The 18532-nt window shown below is 54.5% G+C and carries 15 protein-coding genes and 1 tRNA gene; 10 read left to right on the forward strand and 6 right to left on the reverse strand.

Annotation, left to right across the window (positions count from 1 at the left end):
* Window positions 1-31 precede the first annotated feature (31 nt).
* Entirely contained in the window at window positions 32-271 is a 240-nt protein-coding gene (locus H2508_RS12665) for a DUF3094 family protein (RefSeq protein ID WP_182174332.1), read from the forward strand.
* On the opposite strand, the gene H2508_RS12670 is transcribed toward H2508_RS12665, so the two are convergent.
* Window positions 268-1278, reverse strand: coding sequence for a tetratricopeptide repeat protein (locus H2508_RS12670; protein ID WP_182174335.1), 1011 nt, complete (start codon window positions 1276-1278; stop codon window positions 268-270). The genes H2508_RS12665 and H2508_RS12670 overlap by 4 nt on opposite strands.
* Before the next feature lie 190 nt (window positions 1279-1468).
* Here H2508_RS12670 and H2508_RS12675 point away from each other — a divergent pair.
* From H2508_RS12675 to radC, 6 genes are all read left to right on the forward strand, one after another.
* Window positions 1469-1545: transfer RNA gene (locus H2508_RS12675), tRNA-Pro, on the forward strand.
* A 181-nt stretch (window positions 1546-1726) separates the two neighbouring features.
* The gene (locus tag H2508_RS12680) at window positions 1727-2968 is read left to right on the forward strand and encodes a tyrosine-type recombinase/integrase (protein ID WP_182174338.1); all 1242 of its coding nucleotides are present in this window, start codon (window positions 1727-1729) and stop codon (window positions 2966-2968) included.
* A gap of 163 nt (window positions 2969-3131) precedes the next feature.
* Entirely contained in the window at window positions 3132-3380 is a 249-nt protein-coding gene (locus tag H2508_RS12685; protein ID WP_182174341.1) for a helix-turn-helix transcriptional regulator, read from the forward strand.
* The gene (locus H2508_RS12690; protein WP_182174344.1) at window positions 3373-3702 is read left to right on the forward strand and encodes a hypothetical protein; all 330 of its coding nucleotides are present in this window, start codon (window positions 3373-3375) and stop codon (window positions 3700-3702) included. Before H2508_RS12685 ends, H2508_RS12690 begins: the two co-directional genes overlap by 8 nt.
* A complete protein-coding gene (locus H2508_RS12695) occupies window positions 3699-5174 on the forward strand; it encodes a DUF5906 domain-containing protein (protein ID WP_182174347.1) in 1476 nt (491 codons plus the stop codon). Before H2508_RS12690 ends, H2508_RS12695 begins: the two co-directional genes overlap by 4 nt.
* Before the next feature lie 1005 nt (window positions 5175-6179).
* Window positions 6180-6674: a RadC family protein gene (gene radC / locus H2508_RS12700; RefSeq protein WP_182174349.1), complete on the forward strand. Its 495-nt coding sequence runs from the start codon at window positions 6180-6182 to the stop codon at window positions 6672-6674.
* A gap of 284 nt (window positions 6675-6958) precedes the next feature.
* On the opposite strand, the gene H2508_RS12705 is transcribed toward radC, so the two are convergent.
* Together H2508_RS12705 and H2508_RS12710 are read right to left on the reverse strand one after the other, a co-directional pair.
* Entirely contained in the window at window positions 6959-7225 is a 267-nt protein-coding gene (locus tag H2508_RS12705; protein ID WP_220463768.1) for a hypothetical protein, read from the reverse strand.
* A 135-nt stretch (window positions 7226-7360) separates the two neighbouring features.
* Complete coding sequence (locus H2508_RS12710; RefSeq protein WP_182174352.1) at window positions 7361-10549, reverse strand: type I restriction endonuclease subunit R; 3189 nt, start codon at window positions 10547-10549, stop codon at window positions 7361-7363.
* Window positions 10550-10732: 183 nt separating this feature from the next.
* Between H2508_RS12710 and H2508_RS12715 the strand changes: the two genes are divergently transcribed.
* The 3 genes from H2508_RS12715 (at window position 10733) to H2508_RS12725 (ending at window position 12379) form a co-directional block, all read left to right on the forward strand.
* Complete coding sequence (locus tag H2508_RS12715) at window positions 10733-11065, forward strand: YegP family protein (RefSeq protein ID WP_182174355.1); 333 nt, start codon at window positions 10733-10735, stop codon at window positions 11063-11065.
* Window positions 11066-11160: 95 nt separating this feature from the next.
* On the forward strand, window positions 11161-11835 hold the full coding sequence (locus H2508_RS12720) for an SOS response-associated peptidase (protein ID WP_182174358.1): 675 nt from the start codon (window positions 11161-11163) through the stop codon (window positions 11833-11835).
* A gap of 31 nt (window positions 11836-11866) precedes the next feature.
* Complete coding sequence (locus H2508_RS12725; protein WP_182174361.1) at window positions 11867-12379, forward strand: DUF429 domain-containing protein; 513 nt, start codon at window positions 11867-11869, stop codon at window positions 12377-12379.
* Window positions 12380-12726: 347 nt separating this feature from the next.
* Here the strand turns inward: H2508_RS12725 and H2508_RS12730 are convergent, their stop codons facing one another.
* The 3 genes from H2508_RS12730 to H2508_RS12740 form a co-directional block, all read right to left on the reverse strand.
* Entirely contained in the window at window positions 12727-13341 is a 615-nt protein-coding gene (locus H2508_RS12730) for a hypothetical protein (protein ID WP_182174364.1), read from the reverse strand.
* A gap of 1167 nt (window positions 13342-14508) precedes the next feature.
* Window positions 14509-15906: a restriction endonuclease subunit S gene (locus H2508_RS14895; RefSeq protein WP_220463769.1), complete on the reverse strand. Its 1398-nt coding sequence runs from the start codon at window positions 15904-15906 to the stop codon at window positions 14509-14511.
* Window positions 15903-17882 (reverse strand): type I restriction-modification system subunit M, encoded by a 1980-nt coding sequence (locus H2508_RS12740; protein WP_182174366.1) that lies wholly within the window; start codon window positions 17880-17882, stop codon window positions 15903-15905. The genes H2508_RS14895 and H2508_RS12740 overlap by 4 nt, the downstream gene beginning before the upstream one ends.
* Between the last annotated feature and the right edge of the window lie 650 nt (window positions 17883-18532).

Consider the following 18532-nt stretch of genomic DNA (forward strand, 5'->3'; position numbering starts at 1 on the left):
ACAATACTTATATAAGTGGAGTCCCCTTGTTATGTCTAATAAGCAAAAAACTGACACGCCATCCAGCGCCAGCTCCGCCAAGGCTAAAGACCCCGAAAACCGTCTTTATCCCGAGGATCAGGCCAAAGTTGATGCTTTTCTCAGTAGTGGTGTTAACTCGGTAGAGCGCAAACCTTTCAGGCCGCTGCGCCTATTGTTAGTGCTGATAGCCATTGTGATAGGGATCAGCTTTTTTAGCCAACAGCTGCCCCGCTGGGCGGGTATCTATTAATCCAATGCCTGTTTAACCTGGTGTAGTTGCTTAACAATGGCGTTTAGCGTCATATCGTCTCTACGTTTTGTGTCTTTACGCTTTTCAATAGCATCAAGTTGTTCTTTGGCGGCACTAGAGTCAGGTGCTAGCGCTAATACTTGACGATAAGTTTGCGCCGCGGCGGAATAGATACCCAGTAAACGCTGACAGTCTGCAAGTCCTAATAGTGCATCAGTATCTTCGGGCTGTGCCTGCAGGATTTGCTTGTAACAATCGCCGGCCGCAGAATATTTTCCAAGGCTTAAATAGGCCTTAGCCAAGCTTTTACGTGCCGGCAGAAAGTTTTCTCTAATGCCTAGGGCATCCTGGAAATTAGCAATTGCTTGTTCAATGGCGCCCAAGTCGAGGTGACTTCTGCCCAGTTCGTAGTGTGCGTCAGCAGAAAGTGGCCGGAGCTGGATGGAGCGTTGATAGCTATTTATCGCATCCGAAAGTTCGCCTTGCTTACGCTGTACATTGCCTAGGTTGAACCAAGCATCCGGGTCGCGTGGCTCGGCTTGTAACAGGCTGAGGTAGCATCGCTGGGCCTGCTCAGTATGCCCCAGTTTGGTATAAGCTGAGCCGAGGTTGTTGATGGCATCGCTGAAGTCGGGCTGTAGTTGCAGTGCTATACCGAGCTGCTCTATCGCCGCTTCTAGCTTGTTTTGCCGAATGAGGATAACTGCCAACAAGTTGTGTAGAGCCGGTTGCCCGCGGTGTAATCTGATCAGTTGGCTGGCATCGGCCTGTGCCGCATCAAGCTTGCCACTATGAAATAGTCGCATAATGCGCTCGAAGTCTTCACGGCTCAGTTGACTGCCGCCCCTTTCCTGCAAGGCTTTGAGTTCCTTGCGTGCTTTTTTGTTCTGCGGAAACTGCGCCAATATTTCACCGTAGAGGCGTTTAGCAGCTTCTATATCACCCTGCCGGGCAAGTTTTTTGGCTTGAGAAAGTTGTTGATCGGCTGAAAAGCTGCGCTGAGTCATAGTTTGCTAAGGGCTGGTGGACTAGGGCGCTAATGTAATCCTCTGCTGCAAATTAGTACAGGAAGTAGGCGGATGTTGGTTAATTTTTGGCCTAATAAGATACTGTTTTCTGGTAAGTAGGCTTCGCATAGTTAGGCGGGGATTGGTAAGGCTTAAGTGCTTTGCTATATTAGCGCGCCCTAAATGTACTCGGTGTGTAGCGCAGCCTGGTAGCGCACTTCCTTCGGGAGGAAGGGGTCGGAGGTTCGAATCCTCTCACACCGACCAAAGCTCTGTCTGATCACGTCCAGACGCGTCCTTAAGTAATTGTTTTTCTTCAGCTTTTTCTGTTCAGCTCCGTACCATGATGTCCTGAGCGTCTCACTTCATACCGCTGCCGGTGACGGTACCGCTGACGGTATGAGTGGGTTCGCCGAGACTGATACCGTCATGGCGCAGGAGATACCCCATGCACAAGCTGACAGCAACAGCGATTAAAAACGCCAAACCAGAAAGCAAACCACGCAAACTCGCCGATGGAGGCGGGCTGTACCTTCTCATTGACCCAAAAGGTCGTAAGTACTGGCGGTATGACTACCGCTATGTCAGTAAGCGAAAAACTCTGGCCCTGGGGGTGTACCCGGAAGTTACTCTGAAAGAGGCCCGGGAGGCACATTACGAAGCCCGGCGGCAGCTCGCCAAGGGTATCGATCCTGGAGAGGTCAGAAAGGTTGAAAAACAGACACGCCTCCTGGCTGCAGCAGACAGCTTCGAAGCGATTGGTCGTGAGTGGTTCAACCAGATCATGGATGGTAAGTCTGAAAGCTATCGAGTGCGCACTGGTCGTATTCTGGAGAAAGACCTATATCCGTACCTAGGTAATCGGCCTATTGCCAGTATCACGCCGCCAGAGATCCTTGGCGTCCTTCGGCGCATTGAGCGGCGGGGAGCGGTAGACATTGCTCATCGGGCCAAGCAGACGGCAGGTCTTATCTTCAGGTACGCAGTGGCAACCGGGCGGGCTGAGCGCGACCCAACCGGAGACCTCAAAGGTGCATTGAAACCAAAGAATAAAAAACACCACGCTGCGATTACCGAGCCTGCTGAGGTAGGGCGCCTGTTGGTCGCCATAGATGACTTCCAGGGTACCGCAGTAGTCAGCGCTGCACTTCGCCTTTCCTGCCTGTTGTTTCAGCGGCCTGGTGAGATCCGGTCTATGGAGTGGGCAGAGGTTAACTGGGAGGCTCAACGCTGGGAGTTGCCCGCAGAGAAAATGAAAATGCGTCTCCCCCACATTGTGCCTCTCAGTCGTCAGGCCCTGGATATTCTGGGAGAGCTGCATCGGCTGACGGGTCGTGGACGTTACGTGTTTCCGAGTGCTCGCGGTGCCAGCCGTGCCATGTCGGACAACGCTGTGCGGACAGCGCTCCGGACGATGGGCTACACCAATGACCAGATGACCGCTCACGGTTTCAGGGCCATGGCCCGCACTCTGCTGGATGAAGCCCTCGGGTTTAAGGTCGACTGGATCGAGCATCAACTGGCGCATGCTGTTAAAGACCCCAATGGGCGTGCCTATAACCGTACTTCCCATTTGGAGGGTCGTGTGGAGATGATGCAGTCTTGGGCTGACTACCTGGATGAGCTCCATCTAAACGCCGAAGCCACTTCTGGAACTGGATCCAATCACGAGAAACTGGCAGCAACTTAGATTGCTTCCGCACGCTTAGCATAGTGTCCTCAGAGTTTCATAGATTTAATTTCAGCCAATAGGTTAATTATTTAAGAAAAGCATTATTAGATCCTACAAGATCCTCTGCATGGCGTTGGAAAGCGCCAGACGACGAACCTTTTAATTACCAGAGGATTTACTTATGAAAGAACAGCAAAAACTTCACCGCCACACAGTTAATCGTGGCCCTCGTCTGATCCGCCTTCGTGAGGTACGAGATCTGACGGGACTTTCCCGGTCTTACATTTATGCCCTCGCGGCCGATGGTCGCTTCCCTAAGAGCGTTGCTCTGGTTCCTGGTGGTAGTTCTCGTGCTTGGGTCGAAGCCGAGGTGACTGCATGGCTACAACAACGGATCGCTGAACGCGACCAGGAGGTGGCTAATGCCTAAGCGCAGTGTAACCGTGCCACTGCCCAATTTGGTGCCAGAAGTGAGTGTCCCGCCCCACTTAGCGGTGCCGCTTACCCATTTAATTAATGCTGGTGTACAGGGTGCCACTACTCTAGAGCTCCAGGCGGTAGGTTGCCTTCACCCGTCCAGGTCGGTTGCCAAACTGAAAATGCTTGGCGCCCTAATCGTCGCTGATCAAAGTGATGCAGTGGACGCTCAGGGCGCCTACCGCCGTCGCATTGCGCGATATGTATATCAGGGTTGGAGGCAAGAAAACGCTATAGCAGACAAAGACAGCGAAGACATTGAGGATCGAAAATGATGCAAGACTTAGCAATAGAAGTTTGTATGAATACAGTAGCGCAGGAGAAGGAGGAGGCCATGGTCGCTGCCAGGCAATCGCATGGCCTCTCCAAAGTACAGCCAAGCAATGTTACTTCAACCGTTGCCACAAATCACCAGCAGCCTGCTCAAAGTGTCGGCCTGGACCCAAAACTCTTAGAGGATCCTGACCATTGCGTCGCTGAACTGAACAAGCAATACGCAGTAGTGAATGCGGGTGCACAAGTCCTCATCGCTGACGAGTTCAATGAAACACACCCTTTTCTTGCTTTGAGTGCCTTCCATGATCTCTTCGCCAATGTCAGGGTTCGAATTGACTCAAAAACGACGAAGCCGGTAACTAGACACTGGTTCACGCACCCCAATCGTCGGCAGTACAAGGCCGGTATGCGGTTCGATCCAGGGGGTGGTTCTTCCGTGGATTACTACAATCTCTGGAAGGGGTTTGGTGTTCAAGGTGATCCTCATGCTTCGTGCCAGCGGTTCTTGGATCATGTGAAGACAGTGATCTGCGATGGAGATCAGGATTGTTATGACTATGTAATGGACTGGCTGGCGCTTACAGTTCAGCAGCCAGGGGTGCTTCCTGGTGTGGCAATTTGCCTGCTGTCAGGACAGGGTACAGGGAAGGGTATTTTTACCAATTACGTGGGCAAATTATTCGGCAAACATTTCAAGCACATCACGGACAGGGGGCAGCTGTTTGGGCGATTCACCGATCACCTTGATGATGCGCTGTTGATGTTCGCGGATGAGATGTACTGGAGTGGCAATAAGGAGGAAGCTGGCTTGCTGAAGGTCTTGATTACCGAAGAAAGCAGGTCGTCAGAGCGTAAATACGGGGCAACAATGCCCGTTAAAAACTGCGTTCACCTCATTATTGCCTCTAATGAAGATTGGGTGATTCCTGCTGAGTTGGACGACCGCCGCTTCTTCGTCATGAATGTGACGAACCAGCGCGTAGGTGACTATAGATACTTCGACCGACTATCCGCAGAGATGCGTAATGGGGGGCCTGAAGCATTACTTGTTAACCTCCAGGCTAGGGATATTAGCTCATTTAATCCAAGTGACTTTCCTCGGACAGAGGCCCGGGTGTCACAGCAATTGGCGTCGCTAACCAATATTGAGCGATGGTTGTACGAACTGGCAGACACAGCTCAGTTGAAACTGGAGGATGAGGTGTTCGAGCCGCCTTGGCCGACGAAGGTACCGAAAGATACGTTGCATGCGGCATACTCAAGATGGCGGGGCGAGTCTCGAATAACTGGTCCGGTAGAGGGCAAGGCCGCATTTACGAAGACATTGTTGAAATTCAGTTTTAAGACCAACAAGATGTCGATGCCTGGTAAGAAAGGTCGAGCTCAGGCCTATGTTCTACCACCTGTCGAAGATCTTCGCCAGGTGTTTGATGACATGCTGCGTTTTCCCTGCGACTGGCCGACCCTTTAGTGTTGTGCTGGGTGGCGCTGGACCATCAGTGTCCACGCCACCCTGTCTTACTTCAACAAAGTTGGACTCTCTCATCCCGCGTAGTTGCTGGTGATTGCCGAGCTGTCCAAGTTGTTGGGGTATTTTTGTTAAAGTTCTTCTTTCCTTCGGTGTGTATTGTATTCCAACTTTTAATTTGAGTTGGACAAGTGCGACAACCGTGCCTGACTCAGGGGGAACATGGTCTTAAGCTGTCCGTCTCGGTAAGTCGAGGGTGGACACGTTAGACACACAGGCTTTTAACTCCTACTCTGGTCGAATAAGCAACCTGTGAAAACTCGCAGAGGCGTGCGCAGCGCAGTCCGCTGCGAACAAGTGATCCAGTGAGTTTAATGAAGTGTTCTGCTTTTTTAACTCGTTTTTCCCGGTAGGGTGCCTCCAGGGTCCTCGGTTGCGGGCGGTTTGTTCGGGGCCGTCGCCTCCGCTGCGCTACGGTGCCTTGCCCGAACAATCCCGTCCTCCCGGCACCCTGGGCGGCCCCTACCGTAGCGCAGGGGCAAGGGGGACCGGGCGTCAGCCCGCACGCCCCCGTAGGTCCGGAAGCTACGGGAGGGGCCATAGAAATCAAAAAGATCACTAGCCTGACCAAACGATATATCAACGCGAAAAAACCGATACCGATATGGTGCCGATATCTTAAGTATTGGGTTGTTTCAATTGCCTATACACCAACCAGTCTCAAACTGAGACATTTGACTATATGGAGCCGAGGCACTAACGAAAACCATATAGAGATTTTTGTCACATAAGTACGGCACTAGTACTTGATGGCAGTGTTTGTTCAGGAAAATTACCCCCCCCCCTTCTCTTACCCTCATCGTCTTTAACGGTGAGTCTTGCTGGCTCTGCTTGGTAGCACCTTCGGTGACGGTATGGGATCCAGTTGTTGCGTACTGGCTCCCATCAATCGCGCTGGTAGTTACCAGTGACTTCAGTTTCAATCCGATAGATTACTCGGGAGGCTCGATGAATAATCTGCCCAAATTTCAAGCATCTGAAAGAACGATATATGGTGAGATCGGATCCAGTGAGGACAACTTAATTCGCGAGGCTATCGGCCTCATTGAATCTCGTTTACGGAACACGGAGGTGTTCTCTCGACCCGACGACGCCCGTAGATTCTGTCAACTTCAGATTGCCTCAGAGCCGGACGAATACTTCTGCTGTCTTTACTTGGATTCCCAGCATCGCCTAATCGAGTTTGAAAGACTCTTCAGGGGCACCGTTGATGGCGCCGCTGTGTACCCAAGGGTCGTCGCCAGGCGAGCGCTGGAACTCAATGCTGCCGCTCTCATATTGACCCACAATCATCCTTCCGGCGTGACTGAAGCCAGTGAGGCAGATAAGCGGATCACCAGAAGGCTGCAGGATGCACTCGGTTTAATGGATATAAGAATACTGGACCACATTATCGTGGGTACCTCCGGTACTTCATCGATGGCAGAAGCAGGATTTATCTAGCTGGATCGGCGCCCTGAGGGGCGCTACTTTTTTTTAAACCCTGGAAAATGGAGTCTCAGACTGAACATAAAATGGGATTATGCGCAGTGCCTCAGGCACTGTCCGCTACGCCGCATAATCAATTTTATGTATAAATCTTTTCCTACTCTTTCAGTCGGCGGTACCGCCTCCCTGCTCCCGGCGCTGCGGTCCGCCTCGTCCGTCAGGCTCGCACCTCGTCGTCTTCCTACCTCGTTGGGCCTAGCTTGGGGAACAGCGCGGAGGCCACCGACCTACAAAAAAGTTCAGTCGTAGATGCCACCGCCGTACTCACCAAGACCTCGGTCCAGCTCCCTGGTCGGGTTCACGCTGGAGCTATCCCTCATTTGAGCGTCAGGATCAATACTGTACTCAATCTGGTCACCTGGGTCCGAAAGATCATATTCATAACGGTTCCCTGTTGAGCTCTCGTAGCCACGTGTCTCCGAAGTCCCATAACTCCCACTTGAAGAGCTACTACCATAGATCTGGGTTGAGTTGTCATTGCCATAGACATCCGAGTCCTGAGCCAATGCGCCTGACGCCACAAACAACAGTGTGAGAGTGAGTTTTTTTATTTTTAGTCTTCTCTGGGTGAATTTGACATTGATCCTACATGTAGTCTGGGCTGAATCCTGGAACTCTAGGCTAATTCTGCGACATGATTCTCACGCTGTGCGACTGCAGCCCTGATCATTGTTTGTTCGGCGCCCAATCAGTAGCTCTAGGATCAGCAAAGCGAATGCCCTACTGGTCTCTTCACTGTCCAGAACCGGCAAGGACAGCTTCTCGTTGTCCCCAATTGTATCCAGTACAGCATCGGTCACGCGCTTGGGAAGCAGACCGTGCATTACCTTCTCGGTGGTATGACCACGAATCTGGGCCATAACCTCCTCGTCACGCTCGATCCGGTCAGCAATGCCATTGGCGAAGTGGAGCTTATCCTGGTCATCAACCTCGGCACCAAACAAGTCGTTCAGACGCTCGATGATTTCCGATAGCCGTGCCTTTTCGAGGTCGTGGGGCTTGCCGGTGCCCACTTCCTTCAGTGGTTTGAGAGCGTACTCGCCTTCTTTTTCAGCCAGGCGTAGCTGTTGCTCAGTCCGCTTGGTCAGCCGGTAATGGGTCAGTGACAGCTCGGATACGTCGACCTTTGCCTCGTCCAGACGATCCACCCTCAGCAGCGGATGGAGGTGTCGGGCATAGACACATAGTTGTTCCAGGTCGGCATCGTCGTAGTGGACGATCTGCGATAGGAACTCATAGGCCCTGACTAAGCTCTGCAAGTTCTTACGAAAAAGGTCCAGAGTATCCCTGGCTTTGCCCGCTTCCTCCAGCTCTGCCTGGGCACGCTGCAGGCCCTCACGGTCGCCGCTTCTTTCTGCGCTAGCATGGGCCTGACCCCAGGCCTGAATGTCCTCCAGGGCTGCTTGGTAGCGCACGCGAAAACGATCCACTGCAGGCTGGCAGTAATAACTCAGACGAGAGGCCGGCACCTTTGGATCAAAGAAAGCTAAGGCAAAGGATGAGACTTCATCCGCATGGTAGATCCCCTCGGCATCTAGGTTACGCTGCAGGTCATAAACGATCTGGGCATCGGATACGTCTTCTAGTTCCGCCTTGCCGTAATACGGAGCGAAGGCATCGAGGATATCCTGGGGATCATTGTAGAAGTCGAGAATGAAAGTATCCTTGCCCGGGAAGATCCGGTTCAGCCGAGACAGGGTCTGAACACAGTCTACGCCCTGCAGCTTCTTATCCACATACATGGCGCAGAGCTTGGGTTGGTCGAAGCCAGTCTGATACTTGTTGGCTGCGATCATCACGTTGAAGTCAGTGGTATCGAAGGCGTCGGCCAGGTCCCGTCCCCGCAAACCAGGGTTCAGAAGTTGGCTGGTTTCCGACACTTCCTCGGGAATCACGTCGTCTGCAGGCACGGTGCCCGAGAAGGCCACCAGCGGATGAACATTGTCGTACTCCATCTGTGCAATGTACTTCCGCATGGCCAGCGCATAGCGCACTGCCTCCTGCCGGCTGCCCGTCACCACCATGGCCTTGGCTTGGCCATCCAGTAAATGCCGTACATGTTCCCGGAAGTGTTCGACGATGATCTCCACCCGCTGGCTGATGTTGTAGGGGTGAAGCCGTACCCATTTAGCCAGGGTCGCGGAAGCTTTGCGGGACTCGACTTCGGTGTCGTCACCGTCGGGGTGTGAGAGCTTCCAGGCAGTGTTGTAGGTGAGGTAGCGTTTCAAGACATCCAGGATGAAGCCTTCCTCGATGGCTTGCCTCATGGAGTACATGTGGAAGGGCTCCGGCAGATTATCCTTGCTCGTCGGCTGCTTCGGGTTTGGCGGTCGACCGAACAGTTCCAGGGTTTTGGCTTTGGGGGTGGCAGTAAAAGCGTAGTAGCTGATACGTTCCGTCGGCTTGCGGGCCTGTACTGCGGCATCCAATAGTTCCTCGGCGCTGACCTCTTCGCTGTCTGGCTTGTCGGCTCCCAGTATGGCCTTCAGCTTCGTTGCTGAGGAGCCGGTCTGTGAAGAATGCGCCTCATCGGCAATCACCGCATACTTCCCACTGGCCAGTTCCGGGTATTTGTCCAGTGCATCGAACAGCGCCGGGAAGGTCTGGATGGTCACGATGATGATGCGGGTCTGGTTGGCCAGGGCCTCGGCCAACTGTTCCGACTTGCTCTGATTGCCAATGTCCCGGGTGATGGGCCTCACCACACCCTGGGCATGTTTAAACTGGTAGATAGTGTCCTGCAGCTGGCTGTCGAGCACGGTACGGTCAGTGACGACTACCACGGAGTTGAACAGTTTACTGGCACCGGTGGCGTCATAGAGGGAAGCCAGTTGATGAGCCAGCCAGGCAATGGAATTTGACTTGCCCGACCCCGCCGAGTGCTGGATCAGGTAGCGTTGGCCTGCCCCTTCGTCCTTGGTGGTTTCAATCAGTCGGGTCACCGCCTGCCACTGGTGGTAGCGGGGGAAGATCAGGGTCTCCTTGATGGTTTTGGTGCCGTCGAAGTTCTGGTTTTCCTGACTATCTAGGTGCAGAAAACGACCCAGAATGATCAGCCAGGCATCCTTCTCAAACACTTGGTTCCACAGGTAGGCCGTGGCGTAGGTGTTCTCATTGGGGGCCGGAGGATTGCCTGCACCACCTTCCAGTGAGCCCTGGTTGAAGGGCAGGAAGTAAGTGGCCTTCCCATCCAGGCGGGTGGTCATGGCCACCTCGGACTGGCTCACAGCAAAGTGGACCAGGGCGCCACGCTTGAAAGTTAGCAGCGGCTCTGGCTTGCGGGTCACCGGGTCCTTTGGCGGCCGGTCTTGTCGGTACTGCCGCTTGGCGTTCTCCACCGATTGCTTGAACTGGCTCTTCAGTTCCAGGGTAGCGGTGGGAATGCCGTTGACGAAGAGTACTAGGTCCAGCCTCGGGTTGTACTCTCCCGGCCTGGCATGTGGGGAGTAGGAGACCTCAGGTACAACTCTCAGCCGGTTCGCCCCATAGCGCGCCTGCGCCTCCGGATTCATGCCGTGGTCAGGCCGGAAGCTGCACAGGTCAATCTTAACCCCGGGCACTTTGAAGCCATGGCGCAGCACTTCCAAAGTGCCGTGCCGGTCCAGCTCTCGCGCCACCGCCTTGACCAGAGCCGCTGCAGGGTCCTGAGGATTGTTCTTACAGAACTTTTCCCAGCGCTCCGGATAGGCCTCCTGAACGAAGCCAAGCAGGTCCTCAGTATAGAGGGCGGTGGCGGGGTCGTAGCCGGAGGCAGGGCCAGTCAGCCAGCCATCGGCCACCATCTGGTCGATGATGTCCTGCTGGAATTGAAGTTCGCGACTGTTTGCCATCCCTGGGCTCCAATGTGTTGTTCTAGTTTTGTTGACGGGTAAAGGTATGGCATGGGGAGGCCTGGTGCAAACACAAGGCGATTGAGTACTGGCGGCCTGTATCCACTCTCTGTGCTTGCAATCGCTGTCTCAGCGGGGTATCTACCTCACTGTGGTACAACAACAAAAAATAGGAGGCCCATCATGGCCGGCAAGTACGACCTTAAAACCAGCCCCAGTGGCAAGTTCATGTTCAACCTGAAGGCTGGCAACGGCCAGATCATTCTCACAAGCCAGCTGTATGAGTCCAAAGCAGCGGCGGAGAATGGTATTGAGTCAGTCCGTACGAACTCTCCAGATGACAACCGCTACGAGCGCAAGGTCTCGAAGAGCAACGAGCCTTACTTCGTTCTGAAGGCTGCCAATGGCCAGGTCATCGGGACCAGTGAGATGTACTCCGGCAATGCTGCCATGGAGAACGGCATCCAGTCGGTCAAGACCAATGGTCCAACCGCACCTGTAGAAGACCATGCCTGAGCATATTGATGTCTGGGCCAGCTTCCTCTGACCCAGACCTTCCTTCCACCTGTACACTGTTCTGGTTCAATCCAGTTCAGTGAGTCAGCAACGCTATGTGCGGTCGCTTCAACATCACAGACCTGCCGGGGCTTCAGGGCTTACTCGATTACCTGGGGATTGATCTGCAGTTACCAGAACCTCGGTACAACGTAGCCCCGACAGAAGACATCCTCTTGTTGCGTGAAGGGCGCGGTGACCTTGCTCGGTGGTGGCTGGTGCCCTCCTGGGCCAAGGAGGTCAGCACGAACTACAGCATGTTCAATGCTCGAGCCGAGTCTCTGGCCAAGAGCCCGGCCTTTCGGGGACCATTCCGCCGGCAACGCGGCGTTGTACCCATGTCCAGTTTCATAGAGTGGCGGGTAGAACAAGGGAAGAAGCAACCCTGGGTCATTACCAATGAAGCCAACACCATCATTGCAGCGGCTCTGTGGGATCTATGGGAGGGTGAAGATACGCCACTGCTCTCTTGCACCCTGGTCACCACGGAAGCAGCAGAGGCCTTCAGGCCTTGGCACAACCGAATGCCGGTGATGCTCACACGGGAGGAATGTCTACGGTGGCTGGACAACTCTCAACCCATTGAACCTGGCGATCTGATGCTGGCGCCTGTTCTAAAAGAAGATCTGCAGCTGTATCCGGTCAACCGAGCGGTGGGTAATGCCTCAAACACAGATCCAGCCCTCTTCAAGCCGACTGAACCGGCCATTGTCTTGAAGTCGAGTCAGTGAGTAACCAGGCACTGTCCAGGAGAACCGCACCTTGAACCCCGACAGGCTCACCATTGTTGGCATTGATTGCGCTACTGACCCACGTTCAGTGGGCTTGGCTCTGGGTGTGTTGGACGCTGGGCAGCTTCACATCAGCCATGCAGAGCTTGGATCAAGCAGTCCTGAGATTGCCACATGCATTGCTCAGTGGCTGCCTCCTAGTACTCCGGCTCTGATTGCCTTGGATGCGCCACTGGGCTGGCCCGAGCCACTGGGCAGAACTCTGGCGACACATCAGGCAGGCGATCCTGTGACCCGGGAGGCCAATCTGCTCTTTCGTCAAGCTACGGATCGGTACATCAAGGCACAAACCGGCAAGCAACCTCTGGATGTTTGTGCTGACAGTATCGCTCGTACTGCAGTAGCCGCCCTTACTTTACTGGACCGTACCAGAGCAGCACCAGGACAGGCGATTCCATTGGCATGGTCTCCGGATGTCACCACTCTGTCTGCCATTGAGGTCTATCCAGTAGGCACCCTGACAGCCCATGGGCTCCCCAGCTAAAGCTACAAGCTGAACCGGCCAGGTCCATTGGCAGATACACGAACACATTCTCGGAGCACTGCCTAACTGGGTCACCGTGGAGCAGACTAAGGCATTGCTCGAGAACGCCGATGATCTGGATACAGCTATGTGTTGCGTGGCTGGAGCTGACTTTCTGGTAGGTCTCAATTCTCATCCTGACGAGATCAAACCTTAGTCTGCACGGAGCGCTGGATTTGGGTAAGACGCATGTAAGATTGAAGAAGCAAGTGCTCTTCAAACCATGGGCCCCCACAAGCGTTCTGAAGTCATGCGAGTGATCACCTAACCGGTCCCGCATTGAGTCCAGCAACGTGAATTTACCTCTTCTAATGAGATATGTGTCCCCGGAGCCACTCGGTGAACATCGACCACAACGAGGCGTCACCTAGCTCTGAAATCAACAGAGTCACGCTAGCCACCGCCATAGAGCAACCAGCAACGACTAGTGCTCGATTCCCAATCCGTGCCGATTCCGCGCTTGCCCCCAGCGCCGCAGCTGTGGCGAGAACCGCGCGGTAGTTTTTGTCCTCTTCGAGCAACTGCCTAAACTGATCAGCGCCACGCTCACCGAAGAACTTGATCAGATCGAACCCTTCGCGCCTTGGTTGGTCGGCCTCGAAAGGTAAGGCCCTCACCTCAATCCCGTAAAAATTTCGCCAACGCTCGCTCCACAGTTGGCGACTATCACGTGCCAGTGCCGGCAGATCGAGGCCAGACTCTAGTAACTCAACACTTAAACGGCGAGCCCTTCGAACGGTGAATCGCCGATGCCGAATGGTCGCCAAGTCACGCGCAGCCGAATACACGGCCCGCTGCTCCTGGAGGTACCGCATAACGGCAAGGTAGAGAATGAAAGAGCGTGCGGCATGGTTGAACATGTGACCGATCGTCCCAGCAGCGTAGGGCTTTTCCCCATAGCCGACGCCATCGTTCTCGTCCACGACTCTCTGGTACTCACCGGCTATTGCCCAGCAGTTCCGCAGCGGCTCGTGCGGCCCCGAATGTCCCTCGGTCGGAATGAGGCAAGCGCCCAGCATCTGAGGCGATACGAATCGGTCGTGCCCGGCATTACTCATGCCCAACGCTCTCAATCCATCATCCGCTTCAGCTAGCTTTTGCTCGTCGGCAAGGTCAATCCCGTCGAACAAGTTCAAATCCAGCACCGGATGCGAATCTGATCGCGACGAGAAGAACCCCGGACACCGTTGGGAAAGCCACCGCCTCGCAAGGTGGTGAAGCCGCTGCCGCTCACGCTGAGTGGCTTCAATTGCGGCAAAGTAGCGATTGGCCACCCTGGGCTGCTGAAACCATCGCCATGTCAATGTTGGCTCATGATTCCTTCGCCAAACATTATCAAGACTAGACTCGCCAAAGGTGCTGAAATGGAAGAACGCGACCACAGCAGTAACACCACCTCCCAGCTGAACTGCTGTGATGTCTATGAACTTGAACTCACTCGGCAAGTCTTCACGCTTGGCGCCCAAAACTGGGTTCTTGGTGTCTGTCCTCGCAACAGAGCCAATTACCCACCAACCAAGTCCCTGGCCGTCACGTGCACGCCTGAGCGATTCTATATTGGATTCTTCGAGTCCGCGAGCTAGAGATTGCTCCCAGCCATTGTGCCGTAGCGATCGCTCCAGGTCTCTGTACTTGCTAGGGGGAAATAGTTCAACTGTCCACAATCCACCCTGACGGACCCGTGCTTGCTCAGGAAGTACAAGATTTTGACTGGGATCATCTAACGCTTCAACCTTGTTCCGTTGATGCTGATCGAACGCTAAAAGGGCGTTGATGCCGCTAAGGAGTATACGACGAGCTGTAGCCGGGATCATTCGGCGAGGCCAGGACCACAGACACCAGCCCAGGAACCGGTATATAACGTCGTACCAGCGCCACCGAGTGCCAATTTCCGGAACGAGCTCGAATAGGCGGCTGACTCTGTCATTCACCACCGCTGATGGTGCGACCTTCGAGCCCCGTCGGCTACGCTCGGAAGTACTAGTAGGCGAATGGCTCACTGGCGAACACTTTCCTTCGAGAGGCTACCAAAGAAACTGTCGAGCGCCCAAGCGGGAAACTCGCTCCAGAACAGATGCTGCAACCTTGGTTCATGACACCACCTCCAAACCTGCCTGACGGACTTCTTCATCGAAGGCGGTCTCGTCAGCGGGTGGCTTCCAGTTACGGACATCGATCTTGCCGGTGACGGCGGCTGAGATGAGGGCGGAGCGGCGTTCCGAAATGATTTCAATGGCGGCTTGAGCTTCCTGAATAAGAGAGCCAAAGCTGCCTGACAACCTGGCAACGTAATCTAGTATTTGCTTTTGTTCAGGTGGAGGCGGCAGAGGCAGCCGAACTCTGCCAAGAGTCTCTGTATTCAGGTTTTCCATGGTAGAACCCTTGGACTCAAGAGAAAGTTCACTGACAACCCCCTTGGAGGTCACGAGGAGATATGCATACTCTGGCAGGAGCTTTGCGTTTAGTTTGGCCTTCAGACTGCCTGTACCGCATAGCCAACCCTTCTGGGCCTCAGTAACGACAGCACATCGGCCTAACTCTCCTCTTCGGGCGAACACCAATTCACCCGGACTCAGTTGGTGCCTCTCCAGCCGATGCCAGGTATCTTGGTCAACGGAAGCCTGAGAATCAGGAATAATCTTCCCATCTTTCATGTGTGCCGGGTTCACTAGTGGCACACCATCCTGAATGTAGTCTTCAGCATGGAGCTGACTGCCGAATGGGCCGGTCTGCATGAGTAGTGTATTGAACTTCAGCTGTGAAACGCGCCAATGCTCCGGCACCTCCCCCAACCACTCCACCCCCGAGTCCTTCATCGGCACCGAGGGATCCAGTCCCTTGGTCACGGCATGGGAGATAACCGCCTGACGCTTCTCCTTCAGGAGCTCGATCAGACGCTGCTGCTCCTGGATCAGGGCATCGATCTTGGCGGTCTCGTGGTCGAGGAAGCGGGCTATTTGGGTTTGTTCTTGGAGCGGTGGCAAGGCTATTTTGAAAGTGTTGATCACTTCGGGAGGAACCCGTTTCAGACCTCCCGCTCCAATCATGCTCGAAGTGCATACAGACATGTATCCATCTTCTTGAACTCTGTAGTAGAGAAACTCAGGCTTCAAATCCCGCCCTGAACGTAGGACATTGATTTCTGTAGAGCCAAAGCCAACCCCGTTGGTTAACCCCCGTGCTAGGGCGATGTTCTTGTTTTCAAAGCAGGGAGTAACCTTGGCCTGTAAGACATCACCTTCCTCGAAGTATGTATATCCCCCAAGAACATCTTCAGCTGGTCGCACTTCGTCGAGAATAATGCGCCCGGTCTTCAGCTTCTCCATAGGGACGAAACTGTAAACCTCGTCAAGACTGCCGTTGAAATTGGCTTTGGTGGGGTTCAGTGACGCAACGTGCTTAAGACTGAGCAGTCGCCATTGTTCTGGCACCTCACCAAGCCATTCCACCCCAGAATCCTTGTAGGCCGGATACCTCGGAAAGCTCACGCCGACAGCTCCTGGATCATCGCCTTGATCCGGTCCGTACAGGCCTTCAGGTCAGCGTCAATCTCTTCTAGGGGCCGTGGTGGCACGAACTTGTAGAAGTGCCGGTTGAAGGGGATCTCGAAACCAACAATGCCCACCTCACCATCCAGGGGGTCACGCTTGCTTTCGTCGATCCAGGCATCCGGTACGTGGGGCTTCACCTCCCGCTCGAAGTACTCGTAGATGCACTCACCCAGGGGGACGTTCTCATTGTCCCGTAGGCTGGTGTCTGGCTCAGGGTTGCCGTGCTTGTCGGTACAGATCTCGGCCTCGGGGTCACGCTCCGACAGGGCATTCAGTACCGCCTTCAGCTGCGGTGCCCCCAGCTTGAAAGCCAGTGGCTTCAGGGCAGCCTTCAGGGCCTTGGTGAAGGCAGGCCGGCTCTTGTACACCTGCTTGGGGTCGAGGCTCCCACAGGCCTGTACGAGGGCCTGGAGCTGTTCCGGTTCCAGCTTCTGCAGGGGCTTCTCCTCTTCCAGCCTGGCCAGACGTTCCGGGCTGGCCTGGAAGTTCAGCTGCAGGGGCCGCTCCACGGTAATGCGCCGATAGCCAAAGGCATCGACCGGGAAGATCTTGCTCTCCTCGGTTTCCTCAAAGGCCCCGTAGGCCCGGACAATGGACTCACTGTTGGCGTCGTCCACGTACTGGCGCTTTGAGCCCAGAGACTTGCGCATCTTGCTGTAGCGATCTGTGGCATTGATCAGCTGGACCTTGCCCCGGCGCTCAGTTGGCTTGTTGTTGTTGAGCACCCAGACATAGGTGGCAATGCCGGTGTTGTAGAACATGTCCGTAGGCAGGGCCACGATAGCTTCCACCAGGTCATGCTGCAGCAGGTAACGGCGGATCTCCGACTCTCCACTGCCAGCACCCCCAGTGAACAGCGGGCTGCCGTTCAAAATAATACCTATGCGCGAGCCGCCCTGTTTGGGATCCTGCATCTTGCTGACCAGGTGCAGCAGGAACAGCAGAGAACCATCCGAGACCCGGGGCAAACCAGGCCCGAAACGACCATCAAAGCCGCGCTCCTCATGTTCCTTGAGCACGTCCTTCTGAACCTTCTTCCACTCCACGCCAAAGGGTGGGTTGGCCAGCATGAAGTCAGCCTGCAGGGTTGGCAGCTGGTCATCCGAGAGGGTATTCCCCAGCTTGATGTTGTCGACCCCCTGGCCCTTGATCAGCATGTCGGCCTTGCAGATGGCGTAGGACTCTGGATTCAGCTCCTGGCCATGCAGGGACACGGTGACGCCCTGGCTTACCTGCTGGATGTACTCGTCACCCTCCGAAAGGAAGCCACCGGTACCAGCCGTCGGGTCATAGATGGTGATGATGCTGGAGGGCTTGAGCTTGTGCTCCTGCCCGGTCAAAACCAGTGAGGTGGTCAGGTGGACGATGTCCCGGGGGGTGAAGTGCTCCCCTGCCGTCTCGTTGGAGCTCTCGGCAAACTTGCGGATCAGCTCCTCGAAGATGATGCCCATGCCGAAGTTGCTGATGCGCTCCGGGCTCAGGTCGATGCTGGCGAAGCGCTGCACTACCTGGTAGAGCAGGTTGGCGCCGGCCAGCTGCTGTACGAAGTCCTCGAAGTGGAAGTGCTCAAAGATCTCACGGGCCGCCTGGCTGAAAGACTGCACATAGCTCAGGAGGTCATCGGCGGTCTGGGTATCAGACAGGGTGGCCAGCGTTAGCGGTGAGGCATTGAAGAACTCTTTGCCCGAGGCCCGCAGCAACAGCCGCTCCCGAATGGCGTCTGTCTGGTTGGCACTGGCGTTAGCCTCGGCCAGCAACTGTTCCCGAGTAGGCTCCAGGACGCACTCCAGGCGCCTCAGCAGGGTGAAAGGCAGGATCACCCGCCCGTATTGAGACTGCTTGAAATCCCCCCGCAGGAGGTCTGCCACGGACCAAATGAAGGCGGCGGTCTGAGAATGGTTCTCGGTGTTCAAGTCGGCTGTCCCTGTCTGGCTTGATGGATCGACCGGTGATCATACCCAACCAGGACAGGGTCTGTCGCGTAGAAGGGGGCGAGCTCTACCGATCGTTAACGCGAGGTGGTAATCTTACTGGGTAGGGTGATTCTTGACCCTACAGGATTCGAACCCGCACAGTGGGTCCTCAGCGTCGGTATTTTTGACGGTAGACGGGCAATATCGAATAGTGAATAAGCCAATGAAAACAATAGGTTAATGACGCTTTTCGGGCGGTCTCACACCGACCAATAATTTCAATAAAATCAATATTTTACGATTCTTTGTGCTGCTTGATCTGTCGGCTTGAACCTAAGTTTTTGTTGGTGGTGGCCAGTTAGTGGCCAGTGTCGGCGGTCAATATAGGCTCTTATCTTGATCGGTAAGGACATAACGGAGCGGAATCCAATTCTAAGCAGCAATGCTTGTGAGTATCTCTTTCCTTTTTATAGTTCTCGTAGTTATCCAGTTAGCAATAATAGGGTTTTGGTTGGTTTTCAGGGCGGTGATTTGGTTGCTATGCGGTGGAGAGGTCCAGCAGTAATATAGGAACTCAGTCACTACCGCTTTCATGGCAGGAATCTACACTGAATATTCGCAGTGGCTATACCATGTGTAGTTGTTCACTG

The organism is Sediminihaliea albiluteola, from assembly GCF_014077625.1.
GTDB classification, from domain to species: domain Bacteria; phylum Pseudomonadota; class Gammaproteobacteria; order Pseudomonadales; family Halieaceae; genus Sediminihaliea; species Sediminihaliea albiluteola.

What these genes read in the sequence shown, in the direction of transcription:
- H2508_RS12685 (WP_182174341.1), top strand. Translation starts at nt 3,132, where the DNA reads ATGAAAGAACAGCAAAAACTTCACCGCCACACAGTTAATCGTGGCCCT.
- H2508_RS12680 (WP_182174338.1), top strand. Translation starts at nt 1,727, where the DNA reads ATGCACAAGCTGACAGCAACAGCGATTAAAAACGCCAAACCAGAAAGC.
- H2508_RS12670 (WP_182174335.1), bottom strand. Translation starts at nt 1,278, where the DNA reads ATGACTCAGCGCAGCTTTTCAGCCGATCAACAACTTTCTCAAGCCAAA.
- H2508_RS12690 (WP_182174344.1), top strand. Translation starts at nt 3,373, where the DNA reads ATGCCTAAGCGCAGTGTAACCGTGCCACTGCCCAATTTGGTGCCAGAA.
- H2508_RS12715 (WP_182174355.1), top strand. Translation starts at nt 10,733, where the DNA reads ATGGCCGGCAAGTACGACCTTAAAACCAGCCCCAGTGGCAAGTTCATG.
- H2508_RS12695 (WP_182174347.1), top strand. Translation starts at nt 3,699, where the DNA reads ATGATGCAAGACTTAGCAATAGAAGTTTGTATGAATACAGTAGCGCAG.
- H2508_RS12710 (WP_182174352.1), bottom strand. Translation starts at nt 10,549, where the DNA reads ATGGCAAACAGTCGCGAACTTCAATTCCAGCAGGACATCATCGACCAG.
- H2508_RS12720 (WP_182174358.1), top strand. Translation starts at nt 11,161, where the DNA reads ATGTGCGGTCGCTTCAACATCACAGACCTGCCGGGGCTTCAGGGCTTA.
- H2508_RS12665 (WP_182174332.1), top strand. Translation starts at nt 32, where the DNA reads ATGTCTAATAAGCAAAAAACTGACACGCCATCCAGCGCCAGCTCCGCC.
- radC (WP_182174349.1), top strand. Translation starts at nt 6,180, where the DNA reads ATGAATAATCTGCCCAAATTTCAAGCATCTGAAAGAACGATATATGGT.